Raw genomic sequence first — 22,384 nt, forward strand, 5'->3', positions numbered from 1 at the left:
CACACAGAACGAACATTCAACATGTTCGAAGTCGCGTATTTCAAACATGCCAAATGTTCGTTATGGTCGTCGGCATGGAACGTTCGCTGCGAGCCGCCCGAGTGGCGACCTTCGTCTACTTCATCCTCAACGGCACCCTGGTCGGCATGTGGGTGGTGCAGATTCCCGCCGTCGAGGAACGCGTGGGCATCAGCCACGCCACGCTGGGGGGCCTGCTGGTGCTGCTGGGCCTCGGTGCCTTCGTCGGTATGCAGGTGGCCGGCCGACTGGCCGACCGTCTCGGGACACGCATCGTGGTCCCCGCCACCGGCGCGCTCTGCGCTGCGGCTCTCGTACTGCCGGGCCTTGCCCGGGATCCCTGGACCTTGGCATGCGCGCTGCTGGTCTTCGGCTTCGGCAACGGCTGTCTCGACGTGAGCATGAACGCCCATGCCGTACACGTGGAGAAGGCGTACAACCGGCCCGTCATGTCGGCCTTCCACGCCACGTTCTCCGTCGGTGGCGTCGTTGCCGCCCTCGTAGGAGCGGGCGCTGCGAGCGCCGGCGTGAGTCCGGCCGCGACGCTCGGCGCCGTGGGAGCCGTGGGCGTCGTGACCGCGTTGGTGTCGGCACGCGGTCTCCTGCCCTCTGCGGCGGCGTCCGCCACCGACAGCGCGCAGATCGAGGGAGCACCGGCAGCGAAGCAGCGCACCGCGCCCGGGCGCATCTGGATGCTTGCCGCCCTGGCTTGGATGGTCATGCTGTGCGAGGGAGCCGCCAACGACTGGAGCGCCCTGCACCTGAAGAACATCCTCGACGCGCCTGCGAGTACCGCCGCCTTCGGTTACGGCACCTACGCGGCGACGATGACCACCGGCCGGCTGCTCGCCGACCGCTTCTCCGCACGGTTCGGGCCGATGGCCGTTCTTCGCTACGGCTCGGCCATGGCCGCGGCCGGTATCACGATCGTCGCCGTCTCCCCCTGGATATGGGCGGCGCTCGCTGGTTGGGCGCTGTTCGGCCTGGGACTGTCAGGCTGCGTGCCCCAGCTGTTCAGTGCGGCAGGGCACGCCGACCCCGCCGCTGCCGGCGCCAACGTCTCCCGCGTTGCCGGGCTGGGTTACCTCGGCATGCTCGCCGGCCCCGCGATCATCGGTTGGATGACCCATCTCGCGGCGCTGAACCGCACGTTCCTGCTGCTGACCGTCCTGTGCGTGACCACCGCTGGGACCGCTGGAATCCTGCGCACCGGCCCCGATCGCACACACGAGATGGCACGAACCGGCCACTGACTGCCTGTGCGGCACGGCCCCTGACACCGTGCCGCACAGGCATACCGTTCACCCCCGTCGTCAACCCGGTGAGAGTGGGCCCACCGGCAACGAGTGGGTCGGGACGGGATCCGGAGGTGATCACCGCTGAGGAAACCTCACCGTCCCGGACCGCGTCTCAGCGTGGCCGCCGACCCGTTGGCGTCCCGCCTCCCGGGGCCCCGACCGCACCGGTCGTCGCGGTGTCCTCGCTCGGCACCACCAGCTCGCTGGGGGCGAGACCGGCCTCGCCGGACACGGCCGCCAATTCGGAACCGAGTGACTCGGGGGCCCTCACCCCGCGCCTACGGTCGACCCGTTCGGTCAGCAATGAGGAGACGGCGGCGATGAGACAAGCGACCACCGCGAACCAGAAGGCCACTACAAGGCCCCGGTGGAAGGGCGCGGAGATGAGGTGAGGGAAGAATTCCTTGCTGGTGAGGGTGGCGCCGCCGTCCGGAAGGACGGCGAGGTGGCTGCCGAGCAACTGCTGGAACGGGTTGTAGCCGAGGAAGGCCGCGAAGAGCACCCCGATCGGCGGCAGATGGGAGATCTGCTGCGCCTGCCCCTCCGGCACGCCCTGCTGCACCAGCCCGTCGTGCATGGCCCCCGGAAGGGTGTGGGAGAGGCCCGCGATCATCAGGCTGAAGAAGATGCCGATGGAGAGCACCATCGCGGAGTTCTGGAAGGTCGCGGTCATTCCGGCACCCGCGCCCCGGGATTCGGCGGGCACCGAGTTCATGATCTCCGCCCGGTTGGGGGAGGCGAACAGGCCCGACCCCAGGCCGTTGACGAGCAGGAGGAGGGCGAAGAGCCAGTAGTTGAAGTCGGTGGGCAGGGCCATCAGCGCCAGGAAGCTGCCCGCGGTGACGAGGGTGCCGACGACGGTGAAGATGCGGGCACCGAAACGGTCGGAGAGCCAGCCCGAGGCCGGCGCGGAGAACAGGAAACCGATGGTCAGCGGGATCATGTAGATGCCCGCCCACAGCGGTGTCCGTTCGAAGCTGTAGCCGTGCAGCGGCAGCCAGATGCCCTGCAGCCAGATGATCAGCATGAACTGCAGGCCGCCTCGACCGAGCGCGGTCAGCAGGCTGGCGATATTGCCCGCGGTGAAGGCGCGCAGCCGGAAGAGCGAGAGGCGGAAGAGCGGATCGGCGACGACCGTCTCGATGCGCACGAAGACGGCGAGCACCACTGCGCCACCGATCAGCGCGGTGAGCACCCACGGGTTTCCCCAGCCCATGGTGCTCGAGCCGTACGGCTGGATGCCGTACGTGATGCCGACGAGGATGGAGATGAGGCCGACGGCGAAGGTGACATTGCCCCACCAGTCCATCCGGGCCCGCTGCCGCACCCCGGTGTCGCGCAGCTTGAGGTACGCCCAGACCGTGCCGAAGACGCCGAAGGGCACCGACACCAAGAAGATCATCTTCCAGTCGATCGGGGCCAGGACACCACCGAGGACCAACCCGAGGAACGAACCCGCGATCGCGGCCAGGGAGTTGATACCCAGCGCGGTACCGCGCTGCTCGACCGGGAAGGCGTCGGTGAGGATGGCCGTGGAGTTGGCGAAGAGCAGCGCCCCGCCGATCCCCTGGACGATGCGCCAGCCGATCAGCCACAAGGCACCGGCGCTGCCGTGCAGCCAGGTGACGGACAGCAGGATCGAGCACAGGGTGAAGACGGCGAAGCCCATGTTGTACATGCGCACCCGGCCGAACATGTCGCCCAGTCGGCCGAAGGTCACCACCAGCACCGCTGTGACCACCATGAAGCCCATGAGCATCCACAGCAGATAGCTGGTGTTGGAGGGGTCCAGCGGGTTGAGGTGAATGCCCCGGAAGATGTCCGGAAGGGCGATCAGCACGATGGACTGGTTGATCATCACCATCAGCACGCCGAGCGTGGTGTTCGACAGCGCGATCCACTTGTAGTGACCGCCCCGCTCGAGCGCCGGGGAGGCAGCCACAGGTGCCTGGTCAGGTAGGGACACGACTTGTCCGTTCCTCCGAATCGTCCGCCGCTCGCGTACGAGGCGGCAGCGAACCGAATTAGGTAGTATACCTAAGCAACCATATCTTGTGTAGGTTACACCCATGTGTCCATGATCTGTCGGCGCGCAGCTGTGCGAGCCGCCGCTGATGCAACGACGGACCGCACGCAGGGACCGGAGCACGCGATCCGCGCCGGCGCCGAAGCCACCCTCTCGCGGCACACCCGCACCCCCGACCTGCGCCGACCCAGCCGCCGAGGACTCATCACAACTCACGTACAGCACGTACTCGCCCCGACGGCCTGCGACATCGCCCGCGTTGCGGACCGGCTCAACGTCGAAACCGAAACGCTACGACGGGCCACCCACGTTCACACCCCGCGCCCAGCTACCGGGTGACCCGCCGACGTCACCAACCAACTCACAGCATTGGGCAAGTCCCTCCCTGACGGGTCATGGCCGGCGGACGCTGCGAACGTGTCGCAGCGATGAGCGTGCCACGAGAGGCGCAGGCCCCCGTTCTTGGCTTTGCCGTCTCTGCACCTTGTTCAGCTCTGCGGGCTCAATCCCGCCACGGCGAGCCGGAACAACCGGTCCGCCCGGTCGGCGGGGTCGGGGTAGGACTCCGTGGCCAGGGCGATGCCGACGATCAACGTGATCAGGTCCGCCACAGTGACGCCTGTCGCCACCGCGCCATCCTGCGCGGCGCGCCGCAGCAGAGGGTCTCCCGCCTCTTCCAGTGCCGCCGAGCAGACGTTCTCGTGCGCCGGGTCCGCCCCGGTGCCGTCATAGGACAGCGCGGCCGCCAGCCCCCGGGCGGAGACGCAGTAGGCGACGACGTCACTCAGCCATTCCAGCATCGCGTTGCGGCTGTCGCCGCTGCCGGCCAGGTCGCGGGCGCGACTGCACAGGGCTTCGATCCGCTTCCGGGAGACCGCCTCCAACAGCGCCTGGCGGGTGGGGAAGTGCCGGCGCACGGTCGCTGAGCCGACTCCTGCGGTGCGGGCGATCTGTTCCAGTGAGGCGCCGGCTCCATGGGCGGCGACCTCCTCCTCGGCCACGGCGAGGATGCGCGCGTAGTTGCGCCGGGCGTCAGCACGCAACCCGTCGGGCATGGCGTCACCTCCAGGGATTGATAAGCGGCGGGGCCCGCCATATTCTAACCGACACGAAAACGGCGGACCCCGCCACTTACTGGTCGAACCCGAGGAGCACCATGTCCGCAGATTCCGCGCCTGTCCTGGTCACCGGCGCCACCGGCCGACAGGGTGGGGCCACCACCCGCGCGCTGCGGGCAGCGGGCGTTCCCGTCCGCGCCCTGGTGCGCGACCCCGGCACCGACCGGGCCAAGGCCGTCGAAGCGCTCGGCGTCGACCTGGCCACCGGCGATCTTCACGATCGCGATTCGGTGATACGCGCCGCCGAGGGTGCTCGCGCCGTCTTCTCCGTGCAAATGCCCGCTGTGACCGCGGAAGGCTTCGATTTCGACGGCGAGGTGGCCCAGGGCGTCAACCTCATCGAGGGCGCCATGGCCGCCGGAGTGCCGCAGTTCGTGCACACGTCGGTCACCGGAGCGGGTCAACACACCGAAACCCCCGGGTGGGCCGAGGGCCGCTGGGCCTCGATGGAACCCACCCTGGGCGCCAAAAACGCCATCCAAGACCGGCTCCGCGCGGCCGGCTTCCCCCACTGGACGCTCCTCAAGCCGGGCTTCTTCATGGAGAACTTCCTCCCGTCCATGGCGTTCCTCTTCCCGCGCGGCATCGAGGGCGGCCTGGTCAGCGTCCTGAACCCCGGGACCCACCTGTCCCTGGTCGCGGTGGATGACATCGGCAGGGCAGCCGCCGCGGCCATCGCCGCGCCGGAGCGATTCGACGGAATCGAGCTGGAACTGGCCGGCGACTACCTGTCGATGACGGACATCGCCGAGACGCTCTCCCGCGCCCTGGACACGCCACTGACCGCACCGAACATGACCGAGGAGGAGGCTCTCGCCGCCGGAATGCCAGCCATGGGCGCTACCCACGAGTGGCTCAACGTGGCCGGCCAGCCGGGCCGCCCGCAGTACGCCAGGGACCTCGGAATCCCCCTCACCAGCTTCGAGGCATGGGCACAGAAGCACATGCGAGCAAAAGCCTGACCCACCATCTTCCTCTCTCGCGTCGGATGATGGACGACGAGCCGGAGCTGCTGAACCTCATTGCGGACATCCTCGCACTCGGGGACGAGGTCACCCGGGCGATCCGCCTTCCGAACGGCTGGGCTCAGCCCTCGAAGCCGCCCTCAGAGACCCTTGAGTGCGGGACGGTTCCTCGCGTGTTGATCGCACGCGCTGCCAGTGATTGACTCGGCCGATGAAGTTTCTGCTGACGGCGAGCGGTCTGCGCAACGAGACGCAGCGCATCGCGCTCCGGGACATGCTGGGAAAGCCGTTCACGTCGGCGAAGCTTGTCTGCATCCCCACCGCGTCCGTCGCCGAGCCAGGCGATCACGGGTGGTTCGTGGAAGATCTCAGCCGCTTGCACAGCCTTGGCTGGCGGGAGCTCGACCTCCTGGAACTCAACGGTCTGCCCCGGGAAATGGTCGTGGACCGGCTCTCGCACGCAGACGTCATTTACGTCCATGGCGGCAACCCCTACCACCTCGCGCGCAGCATCACCGGCAACGGCCTGGCCGACGCGTTCCTCGACGTGCTGCAGGACCGGGTCTACGTGGGCGTGAGCGCCGGATCGATGATCTTCAGCCAGCATCTCAGCGAACACTCGGCCGACGTCATCGGCGACACCGCAGATCTGCACGCGCTAGGCGCAACGACGGTGCGGCCGCCGTTCGGACTCTTCGACTGGTATCTCAAACCCCACCTGTACTCACCGCACTTCCCGGAGCGGAACGACGCCTGGGCCGATCGGATCGTCGAGCGGGCCGACTTCCCGGTCTACTTCATCGACGACGAGACGGCCGTCCGCGTCCGCGACGACGAGGTCGATGTCGTAACTGAGGGCCGGTGGCGTTTTCATCGATGACCGTCCGCCTCTCCCCCGAGTGAACGGCTGCGGGCGGAGACGCCGGGGGCGAGCACGGTCACGGGCTGCCCGTGAGCGTTGCGCAGCAGCCGTACGGTGGCGGTACCCGGGTCGGAGTCGCACCACCGGGGTGACAAGGAGGAATGCCCCGAAGCAACCCGTGTGTGGGGCGCCCGACGGTCGCCGACCCCGCCGCTGGGGCGCAGCGATCCCGCGGACAGCGAGGGAGGGACCGCCACCAGCTCACCGTGGTCACCACCAGCCCGACAGAACCGGCACGATCCTGGGTGGCGACCAGCCGCTCCACGAAGGACTACCGGCGACGGAAATGAGGCCATGTTCAGGTGTGGTCCGTTCGACCTCTTCAGGGAGTAGCGTGAATTCATCGGGAGTATTTCGCACACCGGCTCCGATGCCGGTGTCGTTCCCGGTGAAAAACGACACCGGACGGCTGCACTCGTGCAGACGTCCGGAGACAGGTTCGCGCGATGTCCGCGACCACCTCTCACCCCTCGCTACGGGCCGTTCCCTTCCGAGCCCCGACCGCGCGCCTCGCACTGAAACCCGTGAGTCCTTCACCGGGGCACGTCCAGCTGGACGGCGCCTGGTGGCCCCGGTCGCGTGACCTGACACACGAACTCTCCGCTCTGGCGGACGTACTGGATCCGCTGTGGGGACGGATCACCCATGTCGCCGTCAACCCGCGCTACTGGCCGATCCTCCAGCGCAAGATCTTCGTCAACGGCCATGTGGTGGAGGTCGGTTCGTTCACGTCGGAGCAGGATCCGCACAGGATCCTGCTGCTGTCCTATACGGCGGGCCGCTGGGACCTCATGGTGATACCCCCGGAGACCAGTGCCCCCTCGGCCGCCCGGCTGATGGCCGCTGCGAGCGCGCACACCGGCCCGCCGATGACCGCGACGGCACTCGTGACGGGGGAACAGGCCGGCGACACCTCCTCGTCGAACGAGGCCACCTCCGGCCCGCCTGGCCGACTGGCGGTGAAGATCTGACGCTAGTCGTCACCGGACCTGCCCGTCGGCGCCCTGGCGATGGCCGGGCAGTTGGTGGTGGGCCCGATCAGGCGTCACTTGCCGCAGCCGCCGCCCGTCGCATCGCGCAAGTACCGCGTTGTTGTTTCTACTCAACCGAGCAACGCAGCTACCCGGCCAGCCAAGAAGGGGCGACCCGTCTCCACCTCACCATCGACACCGCTCACGCCGCGCAGCCCGCACCGTCCTGGCCGGCCTCGAGCGCATCGTCGTTCGCGGAACACGATCCCAGCGACGATGCGTGACCAGACGGTCACACGGCGGAGCCCGATACCCAATCATCGCCCGCACCGTCGGCCACAAGGCCTGGAGCGACAGCCATGACGACACTCCATGAACGCAAGGCCCACCGCAAAGCGGTTCTCCGATCTCTGTACGGGGCCGTCGAACGCAATCGCCCTGAAGTCAGTGGCGCGACACTCCGCGACGAGCTCCACGTACCCGACGAAGATCTCACCGCGGCCTGCGCCTTCCTCGTCGGCGAAGGTCTGATCACTGTCGAGTGGACATCGCACAAGACCCCCGCCACCGTCTCGCTGACTCATGACGGCATCCGGATCATGGAAGAGGAAGAGGAGTCAGAGTCGACCCCTCAGTGAGACCGATAGGGATCGCCCTCGAATGTTCGGCTGCCGCGCCATCCCGCCTCGTAGACCGCACGTCGGATGACGTGGCGAGGCCCCGTCCGTGGTGTGCATAAGGCGTCGACAGCCGAACGGCGGTTCCGCCAGGGCTGACGGAGGCGCCGGCGAGTTGATCCTGCTTGACTGGACTTACCGGTACTGCTCAGTCTGTCGGTGCCGGGAGGGATCGGTGACGTCGACGCTGTCGGCTTTGGCTGCGTCGGCGACGGCCGCGGCCGCGGCTTCGGCGGCCTGGGCCGCGTCGTTGGCGGCTTTGGAAGCCATGTCGTCCGACGACTTCTCGCGGGTGGCCGGTGACAGGGGAAGCACCTCGCTGAAGGCCCGGGACACGCCCTGGAGTGCGGAGGTGACCTCGCTGGGGATCACCCAGAAGGTACTGCCCGAGCCTTGCGCCAGTTGCGGCAGCATCTGGAGGTACTGGTAGGCGAGCAGCTTCGGATCGGGGTCGTTACGGTGCACGGCCTGGAACACCTCGTCGATAGCGCGGGACTGACCCTCGGCCTGGAGGATCGCAGCGCTACGATTGCCCTCCGCGCGAAGGACAGCAGCCTGCTTGTCGCCTTCAGCGGTGAGAATTTGCGACTGGCGTTGTCCTTCGGCCCCGAGAATCGCGGCCCGCTTGTCCCGCTCGGCCCGCATCTGCTTCTGCATCGCGTCCTTGATGGACTGCGGGGGGTCGATGGCCTTGATCTCGACCCGGTTGACCCTGAGTCCCCACTTACCCGTGGCCTCGTCCAGCACGCCCCGGAGTTGGCTGTTGATGACGTCGCGGGAGGTGAGAGTCTTTTCCAGGTCCATGGATCCCACGACGTTCCGCAAGGTGGTGACGGTCAACTGCTCGACTGCCTGGAGGAAATTGGCGATCTCGTAGAAGGCCGCTCGTGGGTCGGTGACCTGGAAATAAAGGACGGTGTCGATCTCGACGACCAGATTGTCCTCGGTAATGACCGGTTGCGGCTTGAAGGAGACGACCTGTTCCCGTAGGTCGATCTCCGGATGAACGCGGTCGATGTAGGGGATGACGAGGTTGAGACCGGGTTTCAATGTCCGTTGGTAGCGGCCGAGTCGCTCGACGTTACGAGCGCGTGCCTGGGGCACGATACGGACCGCCCGCATCACGGTGAACACCGCGATCAACGCGACGATCACACCGGCGATGAGGAGCGCATCCATCGTTTCACTCCCGGGGGTAGACGAGTGCGGTGGTGCCGCTGATCTCGATGACGTCGACGGTCGTTCCGGGAGGAATCACCAGCGTCTCGTCGTAGGTGCGGGCTGTCCACTCCTCGCCGTCGATGCGGACCCTGCCGCCCATGCCCGTCACCTCCGAAACGGCATAGGCAGTCTTGCCGACCAATGCGTCTATACCGAACCGCTCCACTTGGGGGTGGAGCAGGTGTCGCAGCGCAATGGGGCGGAGGAACACCACACCGGCTACGGCGACGACGGTGAACACCAAGAATTGGAGAGGAAACGGCAGTCCGACTGCGGCGAATCCCGCCGTGACCAACGCGGCCGCCCCCAGCATTCCGAGTGCAGCAGTGAGAGTGAAGATCTCCGCCACTGCCAGCGCAGCTGCAGTGATCAACCAGATCAGCCATGGATCCATTGCATGCCTCTTTTGGCTGGTGCGGGTGCCCGAATAGGCGGACGGTCACCCGTTGGCCGCCGAGACGGGGCCACCGCTCGAAAGACAGGTGCGTGCCTGTACTCTCCCCGCCGACGTGGGCGCCCAGGATCCAGGGCCTGGGTGAGTCGGGGGTCGCTCTGCTCAAGCTGCTCTTCGAAATCCTTCAGCTGCCTGTCGTCGAAATACGCCACAGTTCCTCCTCTCAATGATCAACGAGCCGGAACGGCATCCTTGCTTCCACGATCTCCCGTGTTCCGCAGCGACCGCAATCGGGACCAGCACCCATTCTGGGATCCCATAGGTGGGGACGTCTTGGTCGAGACAGACGCCGGCGGTGGGGTGAGCTCGGCTCGAGATGCCGGTGCGCGCGATGATGCTGGGCGGGCGGGGGACCCACCTGGCGGCATGAGACGGCGGGCTGGCCGCGGACCTGAATGGGCCGCAGCCGGCCGTTGAACAAGGACATCACCGGACGCATGCCGCGCTCGTCGTCGGCGTGTGCCATCGATGCTGGCGGGCAGGCCCCTGCGGCCACAGAGAGGGGTTCGCTGATCCACCCGTTCGACAGCACGCCGTGCCTGCGGGCCGGGGCACCCCTAGCATGCTGACTGTGCGACCCATTCTCCCGAAGATCGAGGGCGGCCGGGTACAGGGCCTCCTGCAGCTCATCGAGGACGGCATCCACCTCGTCGTCGCGGCGTTCCTCGTACTGCTCGCGGGGCTCCTGAGCGTCGGGGTCGTCCGCGACGTCATCAGGTCGATCCAGGGGCCGTACCGCGAGGAGACAGTCGTTCTCTCCGCCCTGGACAACGGCCTTGTGCTGTTCATCGTGGCCGAACTGCTCCACACCGTCCGCCTCACCATCAGGAACCAGACCCTCGACGCGGAGCCGTTCCTCGTCGTCGGCCTGATTGCCGGCATCCGCAAGGTGCTCATCGTGACGGCCGAGGCGGAGAAGTCCTTCCGGTGGAACGTCGAAGGGATCGAACTGGTCATCCTGGCGGGACTGATCCTCGTGATGGCGACAGCGGTGTATGTGTGGCGGCGCTCCACGCGGCCGGGAGACTACTTCCCGCTCAAGGAGGCGGGGCGCTCCCCGTCGCCGGCGCCGTCACCGACCCCGGTGCGCGGGTCCTGATCCGTCACACCTTCCGCAGCCACGGCCGCCCGCACCCGCTGCTCCTCGCGAGCAGACCCGACGTCCCGTTCCAGGGGTGTGCGGCTCACGGCCGTCGCGAGGTCCTCCAAGGCCCGCTTCTGCAGTTCCGCCTCGCGCCGCACCACCGGGCTCCCGTCCTCGGCGGCAGCGCCCTCCCACGCGTGGAGCGCCTCCTCCACGCGCCCCCAGTCCGGATTCCTGTGCTCGCGCACGTCGACTGCCGCCTGCGCGGTGTCCGCCTCCAGGGCCTCGGCGAACCGCTCCGCCTCGGGGGCGAAATGGCTGTCGGCTCGCGGGACATGGCTCTCCATGAGCATCGTCGCCCGGCCGAACCGCTTGAGCGCCGCCTGCGCCTCCTCCGCCTCGCGCGACGTCAGGCCCGTGGGGCGGACCGGTTCCTGCCTTGCGCGGTCGAAGGCCTCCTGCCAGGCGGCACGTGCCTCCCTGCTCGCCAGCAGGGCCCTGCGTATGTCGGCGCGATGCTCCCGGGACGGCTCGGCATAGCTGCGGAGCACCGCGGCCGCGTAGCGGCCGTTGGCGGCGAGCCAGTCCGCAAGCCGGCCCGGCAGCCGGGGCGTCTCCCACGCAGGAAACACCACGTACGCCAGCATCGCCAGGACCCCGCCGAGAAGGGTGAGCACCATCCGCTCCGGGACCGTCTGCTCCCACGCCTGGCCGCCCATGCCGAGCAGGAAGACGACGTACGCGGCAGTGAAGCACTGGGAGTAGGCGTAGCCGGTACGGATCAACGTGTACGACAGGCCCGCCGAGACCACCGCCAGCGCGCCGAACACATGGGCGTCCGGGCCCAGGCCCCGGACGATCCCGGTAGCGAGGGCGACCCCCGCCAGGGTCCCGGCGAAACGGGCCACCGCACGCGCGTACGTCCGGTGGAAGTCCGGTCGCATCACCATCACCGAGGCGATGGGCGCCCAGTAGCCGTGGCCCAGGGGTAGCCGGGCGGCGATCACATAGCCGAGCGTGGCCACCGCCGCCAGGCGGACGGCGTGCCGGAACACGGGCGAGTCGCGGCGGAGCTCACTTCGCACCGCCCGGACGACAACTGGGAGTAGACGGAACATTGTCGGCCGGATAAGGAACTGCGCGCTCGCGGGACCGGGAGGAGGGGGCGTCTTCCTGGAGGCGCCGCCGCTCCTGGCGACCTCCAACGCCTCGCAGAGCAGTTCCACGAGCCGCTCGGCGGCCTGCCGGGCGGGCCCCTCCAGTACCTCGTGCTCCTCGTCGACGCGCAGGACGTCAGCGCTTTCGGGCGGCACGCTGGCGGGGGTGCCGCGGCGAATCGAACGGGCGGCCGCGTCCAGGACGTCGGCGGCCGCTTTGAGCAACTCCCGCGCGCGGTCCCGTCCGGGTCCCTCCGCCGGGGCGCCGACGTCCGGGTCGGCGAGCGCGGCGACGACCGGCCGAATGCGCTCGGCGAGGCCCCGGGGGCCGTGGAGGACGGGGGGACGGGTGCGGGCTTGTGACGGCGTCACGGCGGCCGCGTCCCGGGCTGTCATCAACGGCTCCGGGTCGAACGGGGCGCTCGGGTCGTGCCGCAGCCGGCGGGCGTAATCCGCCACAGCGGCCAGGGCGTCGGCGAGCGCGTCACGATGTGCCCCCCAACGGCGGATCGGGAACAGCAGGATCAGCACGGCCTGCGCCACGCCTCCGAGGGCGATGACCCCGGCATGCTCCAGGGCTCGGCCGCCGCTCGTGGGCAGGGTGATGGTCACCAGCATGCTGCCGACCGTCGTCGCTGCGACGATCCCAGCGGTCGATCCGACGGCCCACGCCATGCCCGCGAGGAAGGCCCATACGGCCAGCAGAGGGAGGAACGTCACGAGTCGCCCTGCCGCGAGGTAGCCCACGAAGGTGCTGAGCGCCAGACCCGCCCCCGCGCCGAGCGCGATCACCTTGCGTGGACGCCAGGTGCGCTGGAAGGTGGCCCCACCCGCGGAGTAGGCACCGAGGGCAGCGGACGCGGCGTATGAAGGGGAGACCAGCCACAGCGCCGGCCCGATGACGATCGCCACTCCAGCGGCCGTGCGCAGCGCGAGCAGGGGCTCCAGCCGCGTCTCCTCGATCGTGAGCCCGGATCGCACGACCTCCCCGAAGGCCCGCAGCCACGTCACGGGTGTGAGCCTAGCCGGAACGTCCTGCCGGGTCGCGTCGGCCGCGCCGCCGCCTCCTTGGCTGCGCCTGTGCTCGGCGGGCGCGTAACCCAGGCCTGACCTGCACTCACAAACCGGCATCCTCGCTTAGAGGTCACTTAGAGGGTGACCACCCCTAGCTCCGTCTGTTCAGTCCCAGCGGCTGCGGCTCGACATCGTCCTCGTGACCGCTCCGGGATGGCCGGGGGTCGCGAAGGGTGAAGAAGGGTGACGGAGCTGCCCTGCCGGGACAACACCAGTCCCGTCATCGCCATGATCACCCGCCGGCGCACATCGCGCTGCCGCGGCCCTTGCTCAGCCTGAGGCGCGTCGCCCGTCGACGGGGACGCAGTGGGTGCACCTGCCCGAGAAGTACGGCAACTGGCCAGGCGCTACTACCGGCCGCGGATGTAGGCCACCGACATCACCTGGGAACGCGTGTTCACCTTCATGGTTCAGGCCTACGCCGAGGAGGACCTCAACTTGGCCGTCTCCGTTGACTCCACGACCGTGCGCGCTGGTTCAGGTCCGACCGGGAGGCAAGCGATCGCCGCCCGTCTGCCCCGGCCGGAGCCGGCGCGATCGCCGCTCGTCGGCCGGACCGGTCCGGAGGGGAGAGCAGGCGGACGGCGGCCCTCGGGTCCCTTACCGCTTCTGGCCGTTCCCGTGTCCGTTCGGATGCAGGACCACCTTGGTCCAGCCCTCGTCACGGGCGTCGAAGTGCTCGTAGGCGATGGGGGCCTCGCCCAGGCTGAGTTCGTGGGAGACGACGAAGCTCGGTGTTGCCTTCTCGCCGGCGATCAGATCCCGCAGCGCCCGGTTGTACCTCTTCACCGGCGCCTGCCCGGTGCCCATGTGCTGGCCCTTGAACCACATCATGCCGAAGTCGATCGGGACCTTGCCTTGCGCCTCCAGCTCCCCCTGGGCCTCGGCACCGCCGGGGTCCTCGGGCAGGAACACGCCCACCACTCCGATGTCGCCCGTGAACCTGACCGAGTCGATCAGTCCGTTGAGCGTGAGGCTGGCGTCCTCGTGTCCCTCGGGGTCGTGCGCCTGGTAGCCGACGCACTCACAGCCGTTGTCGGCGCCCAGACCGAGGGTCGCCTCCTTGACGACCTCCGCCGGCTTCTGCTCGGCGGTGTTGATCGGGATGGCCCCAATCTCCTCCGCCTTGCGCAGCCGGTCGGGCTGGAAGTCGGCCACCCAGACGCGCCCGGCGCCCTTGAGGAGGGCCGAGTAGGCCGCCATCAACCCGACGGGACCGGCCCCGAAGACGATCGTCTGGTCGCCCGGCTTGACGTGGGCCATCTCGGTGGCGTGATAGCCGGTGGGGAAGATGTCGGCGAGCATCACATAGTCGGTCTGCCGCTCGGCGGCGTCCTCACCCAGACGCAGCGCGTTGAAGTCGCCGTAAGGCACGCGCAGCAGTTCCGCCTGGCCGCCCTGGTAGGGACCCATGTCGGCGAATCCATAGGCGGCTCCGGCGAGGGCCGGTTCCGGCTGCATGGTCAGGCAGTAGTTGGTCAGACCCCGCTCGCACTGCTTGCAGAAGCCGCAGGCGATGTTGAAGGGCAGGACCACGTACTGGCCGACCTGGACCTTGCGGACGGCCGAGCCGACCTCCACGACCTGGCCCATGTTCTCGTGTCCCAGGGTGCGGCCAGGCTCGAACGAGGTGCGGCCCTCGTACATGTGCAGGTCCGAACCGCAGATGTTGGTGGTGGTGATCTTGACGATGATGTCGCAGGGGTGTTCGATCTTCGCGTCCGGTACGTCCTTCACCGTGACCGTTCGCGGGCCTTCGTATACCGCTGCTTTCATGATGGCCTCCTTCGGCGCCGCGGCATGACCGCAGCACGGCGGTGATGGAGACGGCGCAAAGAGCCAGACTCCCGGGAGTTCGTGCGACGGGGTCCGTGGCTCCGGTATGCCTCTGTGGGCCGTTCACCCGGTTCAGGTGGAACGGTGGTGCCGCCGCCGACCCGCCAGGCGGAGCTTCGGCGCTGCGGCGGCGTGCTGTCCGGGTCCCCCTCGGCCCCCGACGCGAAACGGCCACGCACCGACAGACCCGGAATCTTCGGACCCGGACGACCACCGACCACGCATCTCCGACCCAGGTCACCAGCTAGTCACCGTGGTCGTTCTGGAGCATGTGGCGACGTTCCTGTTCGCGCTTCGAGTAGGCGGCTGCCCGGATCGCCTCGTCGCTCTCCAGGCCGGATCCCAGCGCGCCGCCCACGGTGGCGACCGAAGCGACGAACCATGACAACGTCAAGTATTCCGTGGCATGCAACGGGGTTCGTGTGACGGAAGCGAACACTCGGTCGTTGACGATGAACAGAGCCCACACCAAGTTGATGACGATCAAACCCCCGTAGCAGACGAGCACCCCGATACCCACGGTCATGACCGTCGAGGCGTTGTAGAGCCTCGCCCTCTGCCTCGCCTCCGGCGAGACCTCTGCTGATCGATGCCACAGCTGTGCGTCCACGATCAGCCAGCCGGTCATCAGCGCGACGGACCCGACCGTGGCGATCACGAGGCGTGGCGTGCTCAGGGACTCGGCCAGGCTCCAGATGGTGGAGTTCACAGTGGCGACTGCTCCCGTGGCGAGTGCGGCCGCCAGGGCTTTCGACAAGCCCGGCACCAAGCGCCACGGCCGGTTGGCGCGGACCATACCGACGAGCACCCTCAGGTAACCGCGGGGCCCGCTGACGACGTACCGAAGATCAGCGGTCTCCTCCTCACCGACCTGGCCCGGGTGAACAGGCGCGAGACGACTGACGAAGGGCCCCAACAGCGGCTGGTTCTGCGGAGGTCCCTCAGCCCCGGTGGCCCGCGGTCCCGCCAAGCTGAGCACGGCTTCTTCCACGGCCCGCCGGGCCCTCCTCTGCAGACGCAAGCCCCCCAGCGGAGGAAGAGACAGCAGCGCCAAGCCGTGTTCGTGACTCAGATCAACAACGACCTTGCGCCCGTGTGAGTGCAGCGGAAGGTCGGTGAGGGCCACGACGATGTCCCAACTCTCCGCTCTTCCACGGTCCATGATCCGGCGCATCAAGGTGGGCGGGTCCTCTGTCCCTGCGGTGAAGGGCTCGCTGACCACCTCGACGTCGAACCGTCGCCCCTGGCCTGACTTATCGGCGAGCCGAGCAGGAAGTATCCGGGCCATGCGCTGCGCGATCTCCGTGGGCGCGTCCGGATCCGCCAGGAGAGCCACGACCGTAACGCCCTGAGACGACACCCGCATGACTCCTTCTCGTCGGCTGCCCCCGCGATCGCAAGTGCCCACAGGATGCCCGCGAGGTAATGTCGACGCCGCGTGACACGCTGGCCCCCGCCAGCAGGTGCAGGCGGTACGGCCAGATCTCCTCGTCTTCCTCCTACAGGGCCTGCTCCAACCACCGGGCCACGTTCGCGTTCGCCACCGCGAACACCCGCTCCGCGCCACCCAGGCCCGCACCGCACGCTGCGCCACCAGCCATCCCTCTTCGGTGTCCGGCTCGGGAGTAACGGTTCGATCCGCGCCCCCTGCGCGTCAGCCAACGGCACACCCGGACCAACGATCCGATGATCCAAACGCACGGCTAACCTAGGCGGGATGGCCCGCGTCGACCGGCCCTGGCTGCCGTTCTCCGGCTTTTCCCGAGCGCTCGCCGGCGTGATCGCCACCGCGGCGTTCGGCCTACCAACAGCGACATCTTGCGGGTCACCTTTACATGGTGCCGCTCCGCGACGCGGTGTTCACCCTGCTGTCGATCACCGCGCTGGTCGGTTGGCTGGTAGCCCATCAACCGTGGGACCGTCCGCGCAGCGGGATCGCCCGGCAGCAGGCCCGCCTGTTCAACCTCGTCACCGTGATCATCTTGTTCATCGGCATCGGCTGCCTGTACGCCACGTTGTCCGTGCTCGTCCATATCACCGGGCGTTCCTGCTCGCACCGCAGTCGTTGCGCCCTGTTGTCGGGCACCAGCCCGATGCCGGTCATCACCTCTCCCTCGCCCGGTTCATCACGTCCATGGGAACCGGCGGCCGTGCTATGGGCGCCTGCTGGGACGGCAGTGGGGTGGGCCGGGGGGTGCGCCGGTCCGTCTACGGGGTCCGTCAGGGGGCGGGTGAGCGCCGGGACACGGGCCGGCCCGCCACCGGCCGACGTCCCTCGGGGCCTGCGGTGCGGACCAGGTTGCCCGTCTTTTCCCGGTGCTCGTGCACGAGGCGGATCGCCATGGCACCCTCACCCGTCGCTGAGGCCACCCGCTTGACCGAGCCGCTCCTGACGTCGCCGGCGGCGAAGACCCCGGGAAGGGTGGTCTCCAGCAACAACGGGCCCCGGCCGAGCGAGGCCCAACGGGTGGCGTCGGCCGCCGCATGGGCGTCGGCGCCGGTGAGGACGAAGCCCTTCTCGTCCAGGGCCAGCACTCCCCTGAGCCATTCGGTGCGCGGCCGGGCCCCGATGAACACGAACAGCGCTGCGGCCCGCAACTCCCGGCGCTCACTACTTGCGTTGTCCTCCACCGTCAGCGACTCCAGTTTCTCCTCCCCGGAGAGGCCCCGGACTTCGGTGTGGAGCAGTACCTCGATCTTCGGGTGCCGTTCCACCTGGTCGACCAGGTAACGCGACATGTCCGCGGTGAGGTCACCGCCCCGGACGAGGAGGTGGACCCTTGATGCATGGTTCGCGAGGAACAGCGCCGCCTGCCCGGCGGAGTTCCCTCCGCCGACCACGGCGACCGGATCCGCCTGGCAGAGACTGGCCTCGTGGATCGTCGCCGCGTAGTAGACGCTGATGCCGTCCAAGCGGTCGATGCCGGGCACTTCGAGCCTGCGGTACCGCACGCCTGAGGCGAGCACCACGGCGCTCGCCCGGGCCTGGGACCCGTCTGTGAAGGTGACGACGTACCCGTCGTCCTGCGGGGTCAGCTCGCTGACCTGGGCCGGCACCATGAGGCGGGCACCGAACTTGTGGGCCTGCAGCACCGCGCGTTCGATGAGCTCGCCCCCGGAGATGCCCGACGGGAAGCCAAGGTAGTTCTCGATGCGAGACGAGGTTCCGGCTTGGCCTCCGGTGGCCACGGCGTCGACGGTGACCGTGGTGAGGCCGTCGGAGGCACCGTACACGGCGGCGGCGAGTCCCGCGGGGCCCGCACCGACCACCATCACGTCGCACTGCCCGGTCTCCGGCGAGGGGGCGGGCAACCCGATGAGCCGGGCGAGTTCGGTGTTGCTCGGATTGCGCAGCACCCGCTCGCCCTTCCAGATGACCACCGGAGTCTCCTCGGGACGGATGGAGAAACGACGTAGCAGAGCCTCCGCCTCTTTGTCCTTCTCCAGATCCACCCAGCGGTGGGGCAGCCGGTTGCGGGCGGCGAACTCACGCAGCCGCAGCGTGTCCGGTGAATAGCACGACCCCAGGATCCGGAAGCCGGCGCCGAGGCCGATGAGCAGATACCTGCGGCCCAGGTAAGCGCGGAGGATCAGGTCGCCGAGGACGGGGTCGCGGCCGACCAGGGCGCGTTGCCGCTCCACGGGTATGGTCAGGATCTCGCCCGCCTCGCGCACCACGGCGGTATCGAACGCCGCCTGGCCCTCCAGCAGCCCGAGTTCACCCAGGAACCTGCCGGGTCCGTGCACCGCCACCGTGCGCTCGTCGGGCCCGCCGTGGTCGTGGAGGATCTCGACGGTCCCGCTGAGGATCGCTAGGAACTCCCGGAACGGCTCGCCCTCGCGGTACAGCACCTCGCCCTCGGTGGTCCTGCGGCGCTCACCGTGCGCGGTCAGGTCCTCCAGTTGCTCCGGCGCCAAGCGCGGGAAAGCCCCGTACCGGTCCGGTGTCTCGCGGACCGCACCATGATTGTGCTCGTCCGTGCTCATCAGACCATGGCCTCGTGGACGTAGCACCAGCGCCAGTCCTCTCCCGGCTGGAAGGACTGCACCACGGGGTGATTGGCGCTGCCCGCGTGCCGCCTGGCATGCTTGAGGGGCGAGGAGTCGCAGCAGCCGACGTGGCCGCAGGTGAGGCAGAGCCGCAGATGCACCCAAGGGGAATGCTCCATGAGGCACTCCTCACAGCCCTCCGGGGTACGAGGAGTCACTGGGCGCACCATCGCCAGGTGCGGGTCGGGAATCGTGGCCATGAGAGTGCTCCTTCCGTGGGCGGGACCGCTCAGCCGCGGCCCGCGATGGTCTCCTCCACCCAGCGGCTCAGCCCCGGGGCGGGGACGCCCGACGGGACATCTCCCCTCCCGTATCGAGCTGGACCAGGGTCGGCACCGCCACGACTTGGAACCGCTGCGCGAGCGCCGGCGACCGGTCGATGTCGACCTTTTGACGAGCTTGAGCTCGCCAGGCGGGTGCCCGAGTTCACCTCGGTCTTGACTCTTTCCACAGCCTCGAACAGCCGCTGCAGCGCGTGTTGGGGCCTTGCGCAGCTCGTGGCCGTTCTCCTGCTGGAACTCGTCGGCGGATGGTCCACCAGGCGCCGGTCGGAGCCATCGCCGCACAGGTTGCTGTCGTTCGCCGTGGACCGCACATCGACCAGGCCATCGCTGACGTCGACCAGACCGACGTCGAAGGTACCGCCGACCAGGCCGAAGACGAGGCTGGTCTCGTGCTGCCTCTTGTCCATACCGAAGGCAAGGTGCGGCCGCGGTCAGCTCGTTGATCGCGCAGCACGTCGAGGCCCGCTGGGTCCGGCCTCCGTAGGTCGCCGCGCGCTCCCTCCGGCGCGCACAGCTTGTCGCGGATCCTGACGCACGCGTTGCCGTGCTCGTCGGGGACGATTTCGGAACCGTCAGCCTTGGCCTCGTCGTGGGCTTCGTCGAGGCAGCGGACGGGGAAACAATTAGCGGGGTAGATGGCTCCTTTCGGGTTGGGGATCGCCTGCATGCGGGCGATCTGGCCGACAAGGGGTTCGCCAGTGGGGGTGAAGGCGACGACTGACGGGGTGGTGGTATGGCTGCCCGCGGCGTCGGTGATGACCGCTGCCTCCCCGCCCTGCCAGGCGACGTCACGGAATTGTTCGTGCCGAGGTCGATTCCGACTGCCTCGGCCGTTGGAGGCCTCATTCGTCGAAACTCCTGGTACTGGGGTGGGCCAGCAGCGCCGCGTGCGGCAACAATGGCCAAACGGTTCACCGGCCGAGAGCAGGACGCGTCGAGACCGGCTTCCCGGGCTTTTGGGCACTCCAACCGGTCCGGCGTCGCGGCGCCAGGGTTCATGCGGCCTACGCCCGCCCGGGCCCGAATTCACCGGGCTGTCCAAGTCGGCCAACACAAACAAAGATAGCAAAAATAGGCACACCCGCGGGTTCACACGCCTGTCCAATTATCCCGGGCAATGGGACGCCTGGGCCTGGCAGGGTAATTCAGGAAGGCTAATTGGTCCCGACATGCGCATGCGTTCCCGCGCCCCGTCGGCCAGGCTGACTGGGAAGCCCAGGCGCCGGGAGCCACCCCAGCGCCCGCCACCGGAGGTTGCCGTCATGACCGTGATGTCCATCGCCAGGTTCGAAAGGTTCTTCCGCGCGGCCGCGGGGCTGGACGTCGACAAGAACGATCTCAAGCGCTATAGCGACTTCGTCGACGCCAAGCTCTACGACCTGCTGACTGTCGCCCAAGCCACGGCCAAGGCCAACGGGCGCGACATCATCCGGACCTGTGACCTACCGATCACGAAAGGCTTGCAGGAGAGCATCCACCACTTCCAGAAGATCGACCAGGAAGTAGAACTCAAGCCGATCCTGGAACAGCTCGCCACCCACCCCGCTCTGGACCGCACGCCCGACGAGGAGACCGAGGCTGCCTATCCGGACATCATCGGCGGACTCAGCCTGGCCCTCGCCCAGACCTTCAAGATCCTCCACCCCGACCTGAAGAACCCCCAGACCCAGCACTGGGACGAGGCCCGAGCCCTCTTCGACCTGCTGTTGTGAGTGGCAACCGGACCCGGTGGCGCAGGCCACCGCCCAACAACGTCACCGCTATGCCTCCTCGGCTGCCGCAACGATCCTGCTGGCCTGCTCCCGGACCTCATTCACGTGCAGGGTGCTGTGCCGCCAAGAGTTCCACCAACAGCGCCAGGCTGCCCAGGGCACCGCTGTAGCGCCGCGTCCACAGTCGAACTCCTCCGAGTCCCGGTCGGACAGGGGCTCCGCAGTCTCGACGCGGCGGTTGTCACCTGCTGGTCGCCGAGTGCCTGACCGGCAAGGCGGGCCGCGCGGGCCGGCGTCTTGCGTCGACCCTTCTCGTCGCCTTCCGTCTTCTTGCGCACCGTGACGTACCCCCGTTCCTTGCCGGGCGGTTCGGTTGCCGAGCGCCTACGGCATCACGGATGCCAGCGATTTCGGCAAACCGGATTTGAGGTGGTCCCCCTCGCCTTCGCTGACGTGGCGTTCCAGAGCCTCCAGCACGGTGTGCACGACTCGTTCGATACCACCGTCGACCGCGTAGGGAAAGTCGTCCCGGACACGCTGGAGGAATTCCTCGCCGCTCAGTTTCACTGGAGTCTCGGACGGCCTCCATCCGTCGTAGTAGATGCCGCGGATCAGGGTCGGAAGCTGCGCCCCGAAGTGCGCAGCCCCGTCGACGGAGAGCCGGTCCCGTAGCAGGTGTAGGACGGCGCGCAGTGCGGCGTAGGACTGCTTCCGGCGTTCCTTGGGCCATCCGTTGGCCTGCTCGATTTCCCTGAGGAGCCGGTTAGCCCTATCCACCATGGTGTCGAACGAGGAGAAACCCGTTTCGGTCATCTCATGGCCCCTTTCGCTCCCGGAGCGCCCGGCGGTGCCGGACCGTTGTCCCGCACCGCCGAGCTCCTCGGCTCAACGACCGCCGCTCTCGCCGCGCTCGCCGCTCTCGGTGATCTGGACGTGACGGGGCTTGGCGACCTCCGCCTTGGGGACGGTGACCGTAAGCACACCGCCCGACATCTCCGCCTTGACCTTTTCGGCGTCCACCTCTCCGGGCAGCCGCAGCCGGTACTCGAAGGCACCGGTCCGGCGGGTACCACGTCGCAGGACGCCCTTGCGCTCCTTTTCCTTGATCTCTCCGGTGACCACCAGTTCCTGTCCGTTGGCCTCGACGTCGATGTCCTTGCTCTTGACGCCAGGAAGTTCGATCTCGACCTCAAAGGCGTCATCGGTCTCCGTGACGTCCGCGAGGGGGGTCCACGCGGCCACGGGCGCGGCGCCGCCCACCGTGGATTCGAGCAATCCGCTCATCTGGTTGAGCAGCTCGTCGAATTCCATCAGCGGATTGCGGGCCCACCCAACGGGCCGCTCCGTCGTTCCGCCACCGCGGTGGCGCCGGACGGGCAAGGTCATCGCCCATCACCTCCGTCTTCTCGTGGGTTCGCGGCCGTACCGCCTTCTTCGCCCGGCACGGCGGACCGGCCGGTCGGAGCATTGACGTCATCGGGCAGGCTTTGCGCACGCGATTCGCGGACCGCCTCGCG

The 22,384-nt window shown here is 68.4% G+C and carries 19 protein-coding genes and 2 pseudogenes; 7 read left to right on the forward strand and 14 right to left on the reverse strand.

The window, feature by feature from the left end:
• The first annotated feature begins 74 nt into the window (after nucleotides 1-74).
• Nucleotides 75-1,271 carry an MFS transporter gene (locus tag ADL25_RS15225; RefSeq protein ID WP_059128315.1) on the forward strand — a complete coding sequence of 399 codons (1,197 nt, stop codon included), beginning with the start codon at nucleotides 75-77 and terminating at the stop codon, nucleotides 1,269-1,271.
• A 157-nt stretch (nucleotides 1,272-1,428) separates the two neighbouring features.
• Here ADL25_RS15225 and ADL25_RS15230 read toward each other — a convergent pair whose 3' ends face one another.
• Together ADL25_RS15230 and ADL25_RS15235 are read right to left on the reverse strand one after the other, a co-directional pair.
• The gene (locus ADL25_RS15230; protein WP_063805649.1) at nucleotides 1,429-3,258 is read right to left on the reverse strand and encodes an MFS transporter; all 1,830 of its coding nucleotides are present in this window, start codon (nucleotides 3,256-3,258) and stop codon (nucleotides 1,429-1,431) included.
• A 572-nt stretch (nucleotides 3,259-3,830) separates the two neighbouring features.
• A complete protein-coding gene (locus ADL25_RS15235) occupies nucleotides 3,831-4,397 on the reverse strand; it encodes a TetR/AcrR family transcriptional regulator (protein WP_059128268.1) in 567 nt (188 codons plus the stop codon).
• Nucleotides 4,398-4,498: 101 nt separating this feature from the next.
• On the opposite strand from ADL25_RS15235, the gene ADL25_RS15240 reads away from it, so the two are divergent.
• The 4 genes from ADL25_RS15240 (at nucleotide 4,499) to ADL25_RS15260 (ending at nucleotide 7,956) form a co-directional block, all read left to right on the forward strand.
• Nucleotides 4,499-5,422: an NmrA family NAD(P)-binding protein gene (locus ADL25_RS15240; protein WP_059128269.1), complete on the forward strand. Its 924-nt coding sequence runs from the start codon at nucleotides 4,499-4,501 to the stop codon at nucleotides 5,420-5,422.
• Between the two features lie 214 nt (nucleotides 5,423-5,636).
• Nucleotides 5,637-6,305 (forward strand): Type 1 glutamine amidotransferase-like domain-containing protein, encoded by a 669-nt coding sequence (locus tag ADL25_RS15250; RefSeq protein WP_059128271.1) that lies wholly within the window; start codon nucleotides 5,637-5,639, stop codon nucleotides 6,303-6,305.
• Between the two features lie 566 nt (nucleotides 6,306-6,871).
• Complete coding sequence (locus ADL25_RS48980; RefSeq protein ID WP_059128272.1) at nucleotides 6,872-7,318, forward strand: DUF5994 family protein; 447 nt, start codon at nucleotides 6,872-6,874, stop codon at nucleotides 7,316-7,318.
• 359 nt (nucleotides 7,319-7,677) lie between these two features.
• Complete coding sequence (locus ADL25_RS15260) at nucleotides 7,678-7,956, forward strand: hypothetical protein (RefSeq protein ID WP_059128273.1); 279 nt, start codon at nucleotides 7,678-7,680, stop codon at nucleotides 7,954-7,956.
• A gap of 174 nt (nucleotides 7,957-8,130) precedes the next feature.
• Here the strand turns inward: ADL25_RS15260 and ADL25_RS15265 are convergent, their stop codons facing one another.
• Nucleotides 8,131-9,174, reverse strand: coding sequence for an SPFH domain-containing protein (locus ADL25_RS15265; protein ID WP_059128274.1), 1,044 nt, complete (start codon nucleotides 9,172-9,174; stop codon nucleotides 8,131-8,133).
• A 4-nt stretch (nucleotides 9,175-9,178) separates the two neighbouring features.
• On the reverse strand, nucleotides 9,179-9,610 hold the full coding sequence (locus ADL25_RS15270) for an NfeD family protein (protein WP_059128275.1): 432 nt from the start codon (nucleotides 9,608-9,610) through the stop codon (nucleotides 9,179-9,181).
• Nucleotides 9,611-10,232: 622 nt separating this feature from the next.
• On the opposite strand from ADL25_RS15270, the gene ADL25_RS15275 reads away from it, so the two are divergent.
• A complete protein-coding gene (locus ADL25_RS15275; RefSeq protein ID WP_059128276.1) occupies nucleotides 10,233-10,769 on the forward strand; it encodes a phosphate-starvation-inducible PsiE family protein in 537 nt (178 codons plus the stop codon).
• Here the strand turns inward: ADL25_RS15275 and ADL25_RS15280 are convergent.
• From ADL25_RS15280 to ADL25_RS50510, 8 genes and pseudogenes are all read right to left on the reverse strand, one after another.
• Nucleotides 10,743-12,922: pseudogene (locus tag ADL25_RS15280) on the reverse strand (FUSC family protein). The gene ADL25_RS15275 and the pseudogene ADL25_RS15280 overlap by 27 nt on opposite strands.
• A gap of 663 nt (nucleotides 12,923-13,585) precedes the next feature.
• Nucleotides 13,586-14,761: a glutathione-independent formaldehyde dehydrogenase gene (locus ADL25_RS15285; protein WP_059128277.1), complete on the reverse strand. Its 1,176-nt coding sequence runs from the start codon at nucleotides 14,759-14,761 to the stop codon at nucleotides 13,586-13,588.
• Nucleotides 14,762-15,065: 304 nt separating this feature from the next.
• Nucleotides 15,066-16,187, reverse strand: a complete 1,122-nt coding sequence (locus tag ADL25_RS15290; RefSeq protein ID WP_079050370.1) for a hypothetical protein — start codon at nucleotides 16,185-16,187, stop codon at nucleotides 15,066-15,068.
• A 540-nt stretch (nucleotides 16,188-16,727) separates the two neighbouring features.
• On the reverse strand, nucleotides 16,728-16,925 hold the full coding sequence (locus tag ADL25_RS15295; RefSeq protein WP_059128278.1) for a hypothetical protein: 198 nt from the start codon (nucleotides 16,923-16,925) through the stop codon (nucleotides 16,728-16,730).
• Between the two features lie 116 nt (nucleotides 16,926-17,041).
• Nucleotides 17,042-18,808: an FAD-dependent oxidoreductase gene (locus tag ADL25_RS15300; RefSeq protein ID WP_059128279.1), complete on the reverse strand. Its 1,767-nt coding sequence runs from the start codon at nucleotides 18,806-18,808 to the stop codon at nucleotides 17,042-17,044.
• Nucleotides 18,808-19,071 carry a UBP-type zinc finger domain-containing protein gene (locus tag ADL25_RS15305; RefSeq protein WP_059128280.1) on the reverse strand — a complete coding sequence of 88 codons (264 nt, stop codon included), beginning with the start codon at nucleotides 19,069-19,071 and terminating at the stop codon, nucleotides 18,808-18,810. The genes ADL25_RS15300 and ADL25_RS15305 overlap by 1 nt, the downstream gene beginning before the upstream one ends.
• Before the next feature lie 29 nt (nucleotides 19,072-19,100).
• Complete coding sequence (locus tag ADL25_RS50505) at nucleotides 19,101-19,562, reverse strand: Hsp70 family protein (protein WP_234380922.1); 462 nt, start codon at nucleotides 19,560-19,562, stop codon at nucleotides 19,101-19,103.
• Between the two features lie 167 nt (nucleotides 19,563-19,729).
• Nucleotides 19,730-20,248 (reverse strand): annotated as a pseudogene (locus ADL25_RS50510) (Hsp70 family protein); the annotation flags it as partial.
• Between the two features lie 169 nt (nucleotides 20,249-20,417).
• Between ADL25_RS50510 and ADL25_RS15315 the strand changes: the two are divergent.
• Complete coding sequence (locus tag ADL25_RS15315; RefSeq protein WP_059128282.1) at nucleotides 20,418-20,867, forward strand: DUF1931 family protein; 450 nt, start codon at nucleotides 20,418-20,420, stop codon at nucleotides 20,865-20,867.
• Nucleotides 20,868-21,251: 384 nt separating this feature from the next.
• On the opposite strand, the gene ADL25_RS15320 is transcribed toward ADL25_RS15315, so the two are convergent.
• Together ADL25_RS15320 and ADL25_RS15325 are read right to left on the reverse strand one after the other, a co-directional pair.
• On the reverse strand, nucleotides 21,252-21,680 hold the full coding sequence (locus tag ADL25_RS15320) for a DUF2267 domain-containing protein (protein ID WP_059128283.1): 429 nt from the start codon (nucleotides 21,678-21,680) through the stop codon (nucleotides 21,252-21,254).
• Nucleotides 21,681-21,752: 72 nt separating this feature from the next.
• Entirely contained in the window at nucleotides 21,753-22,253 is a 501-nt protein-coding gene (locus ADL25_RS15325) for an Hsp20/alpha crystallin family protein (RefSeq protein ID WP_059128284.1), read from the reverse strand.
• Nucleotides 22,254-22,384 lie beyond the last annotated feature (131 nt).

Origin of the sequence: Streptomyces sp. NRRL F-5122 (assembly GCF_001507435.1) — a bacterium.
Lineage (GTDB): Bacteria > Actinomycetota > Actinomycetes > Streptomycetales > Streptomycetaceae > Streptomyces > Streptomyces lannensis.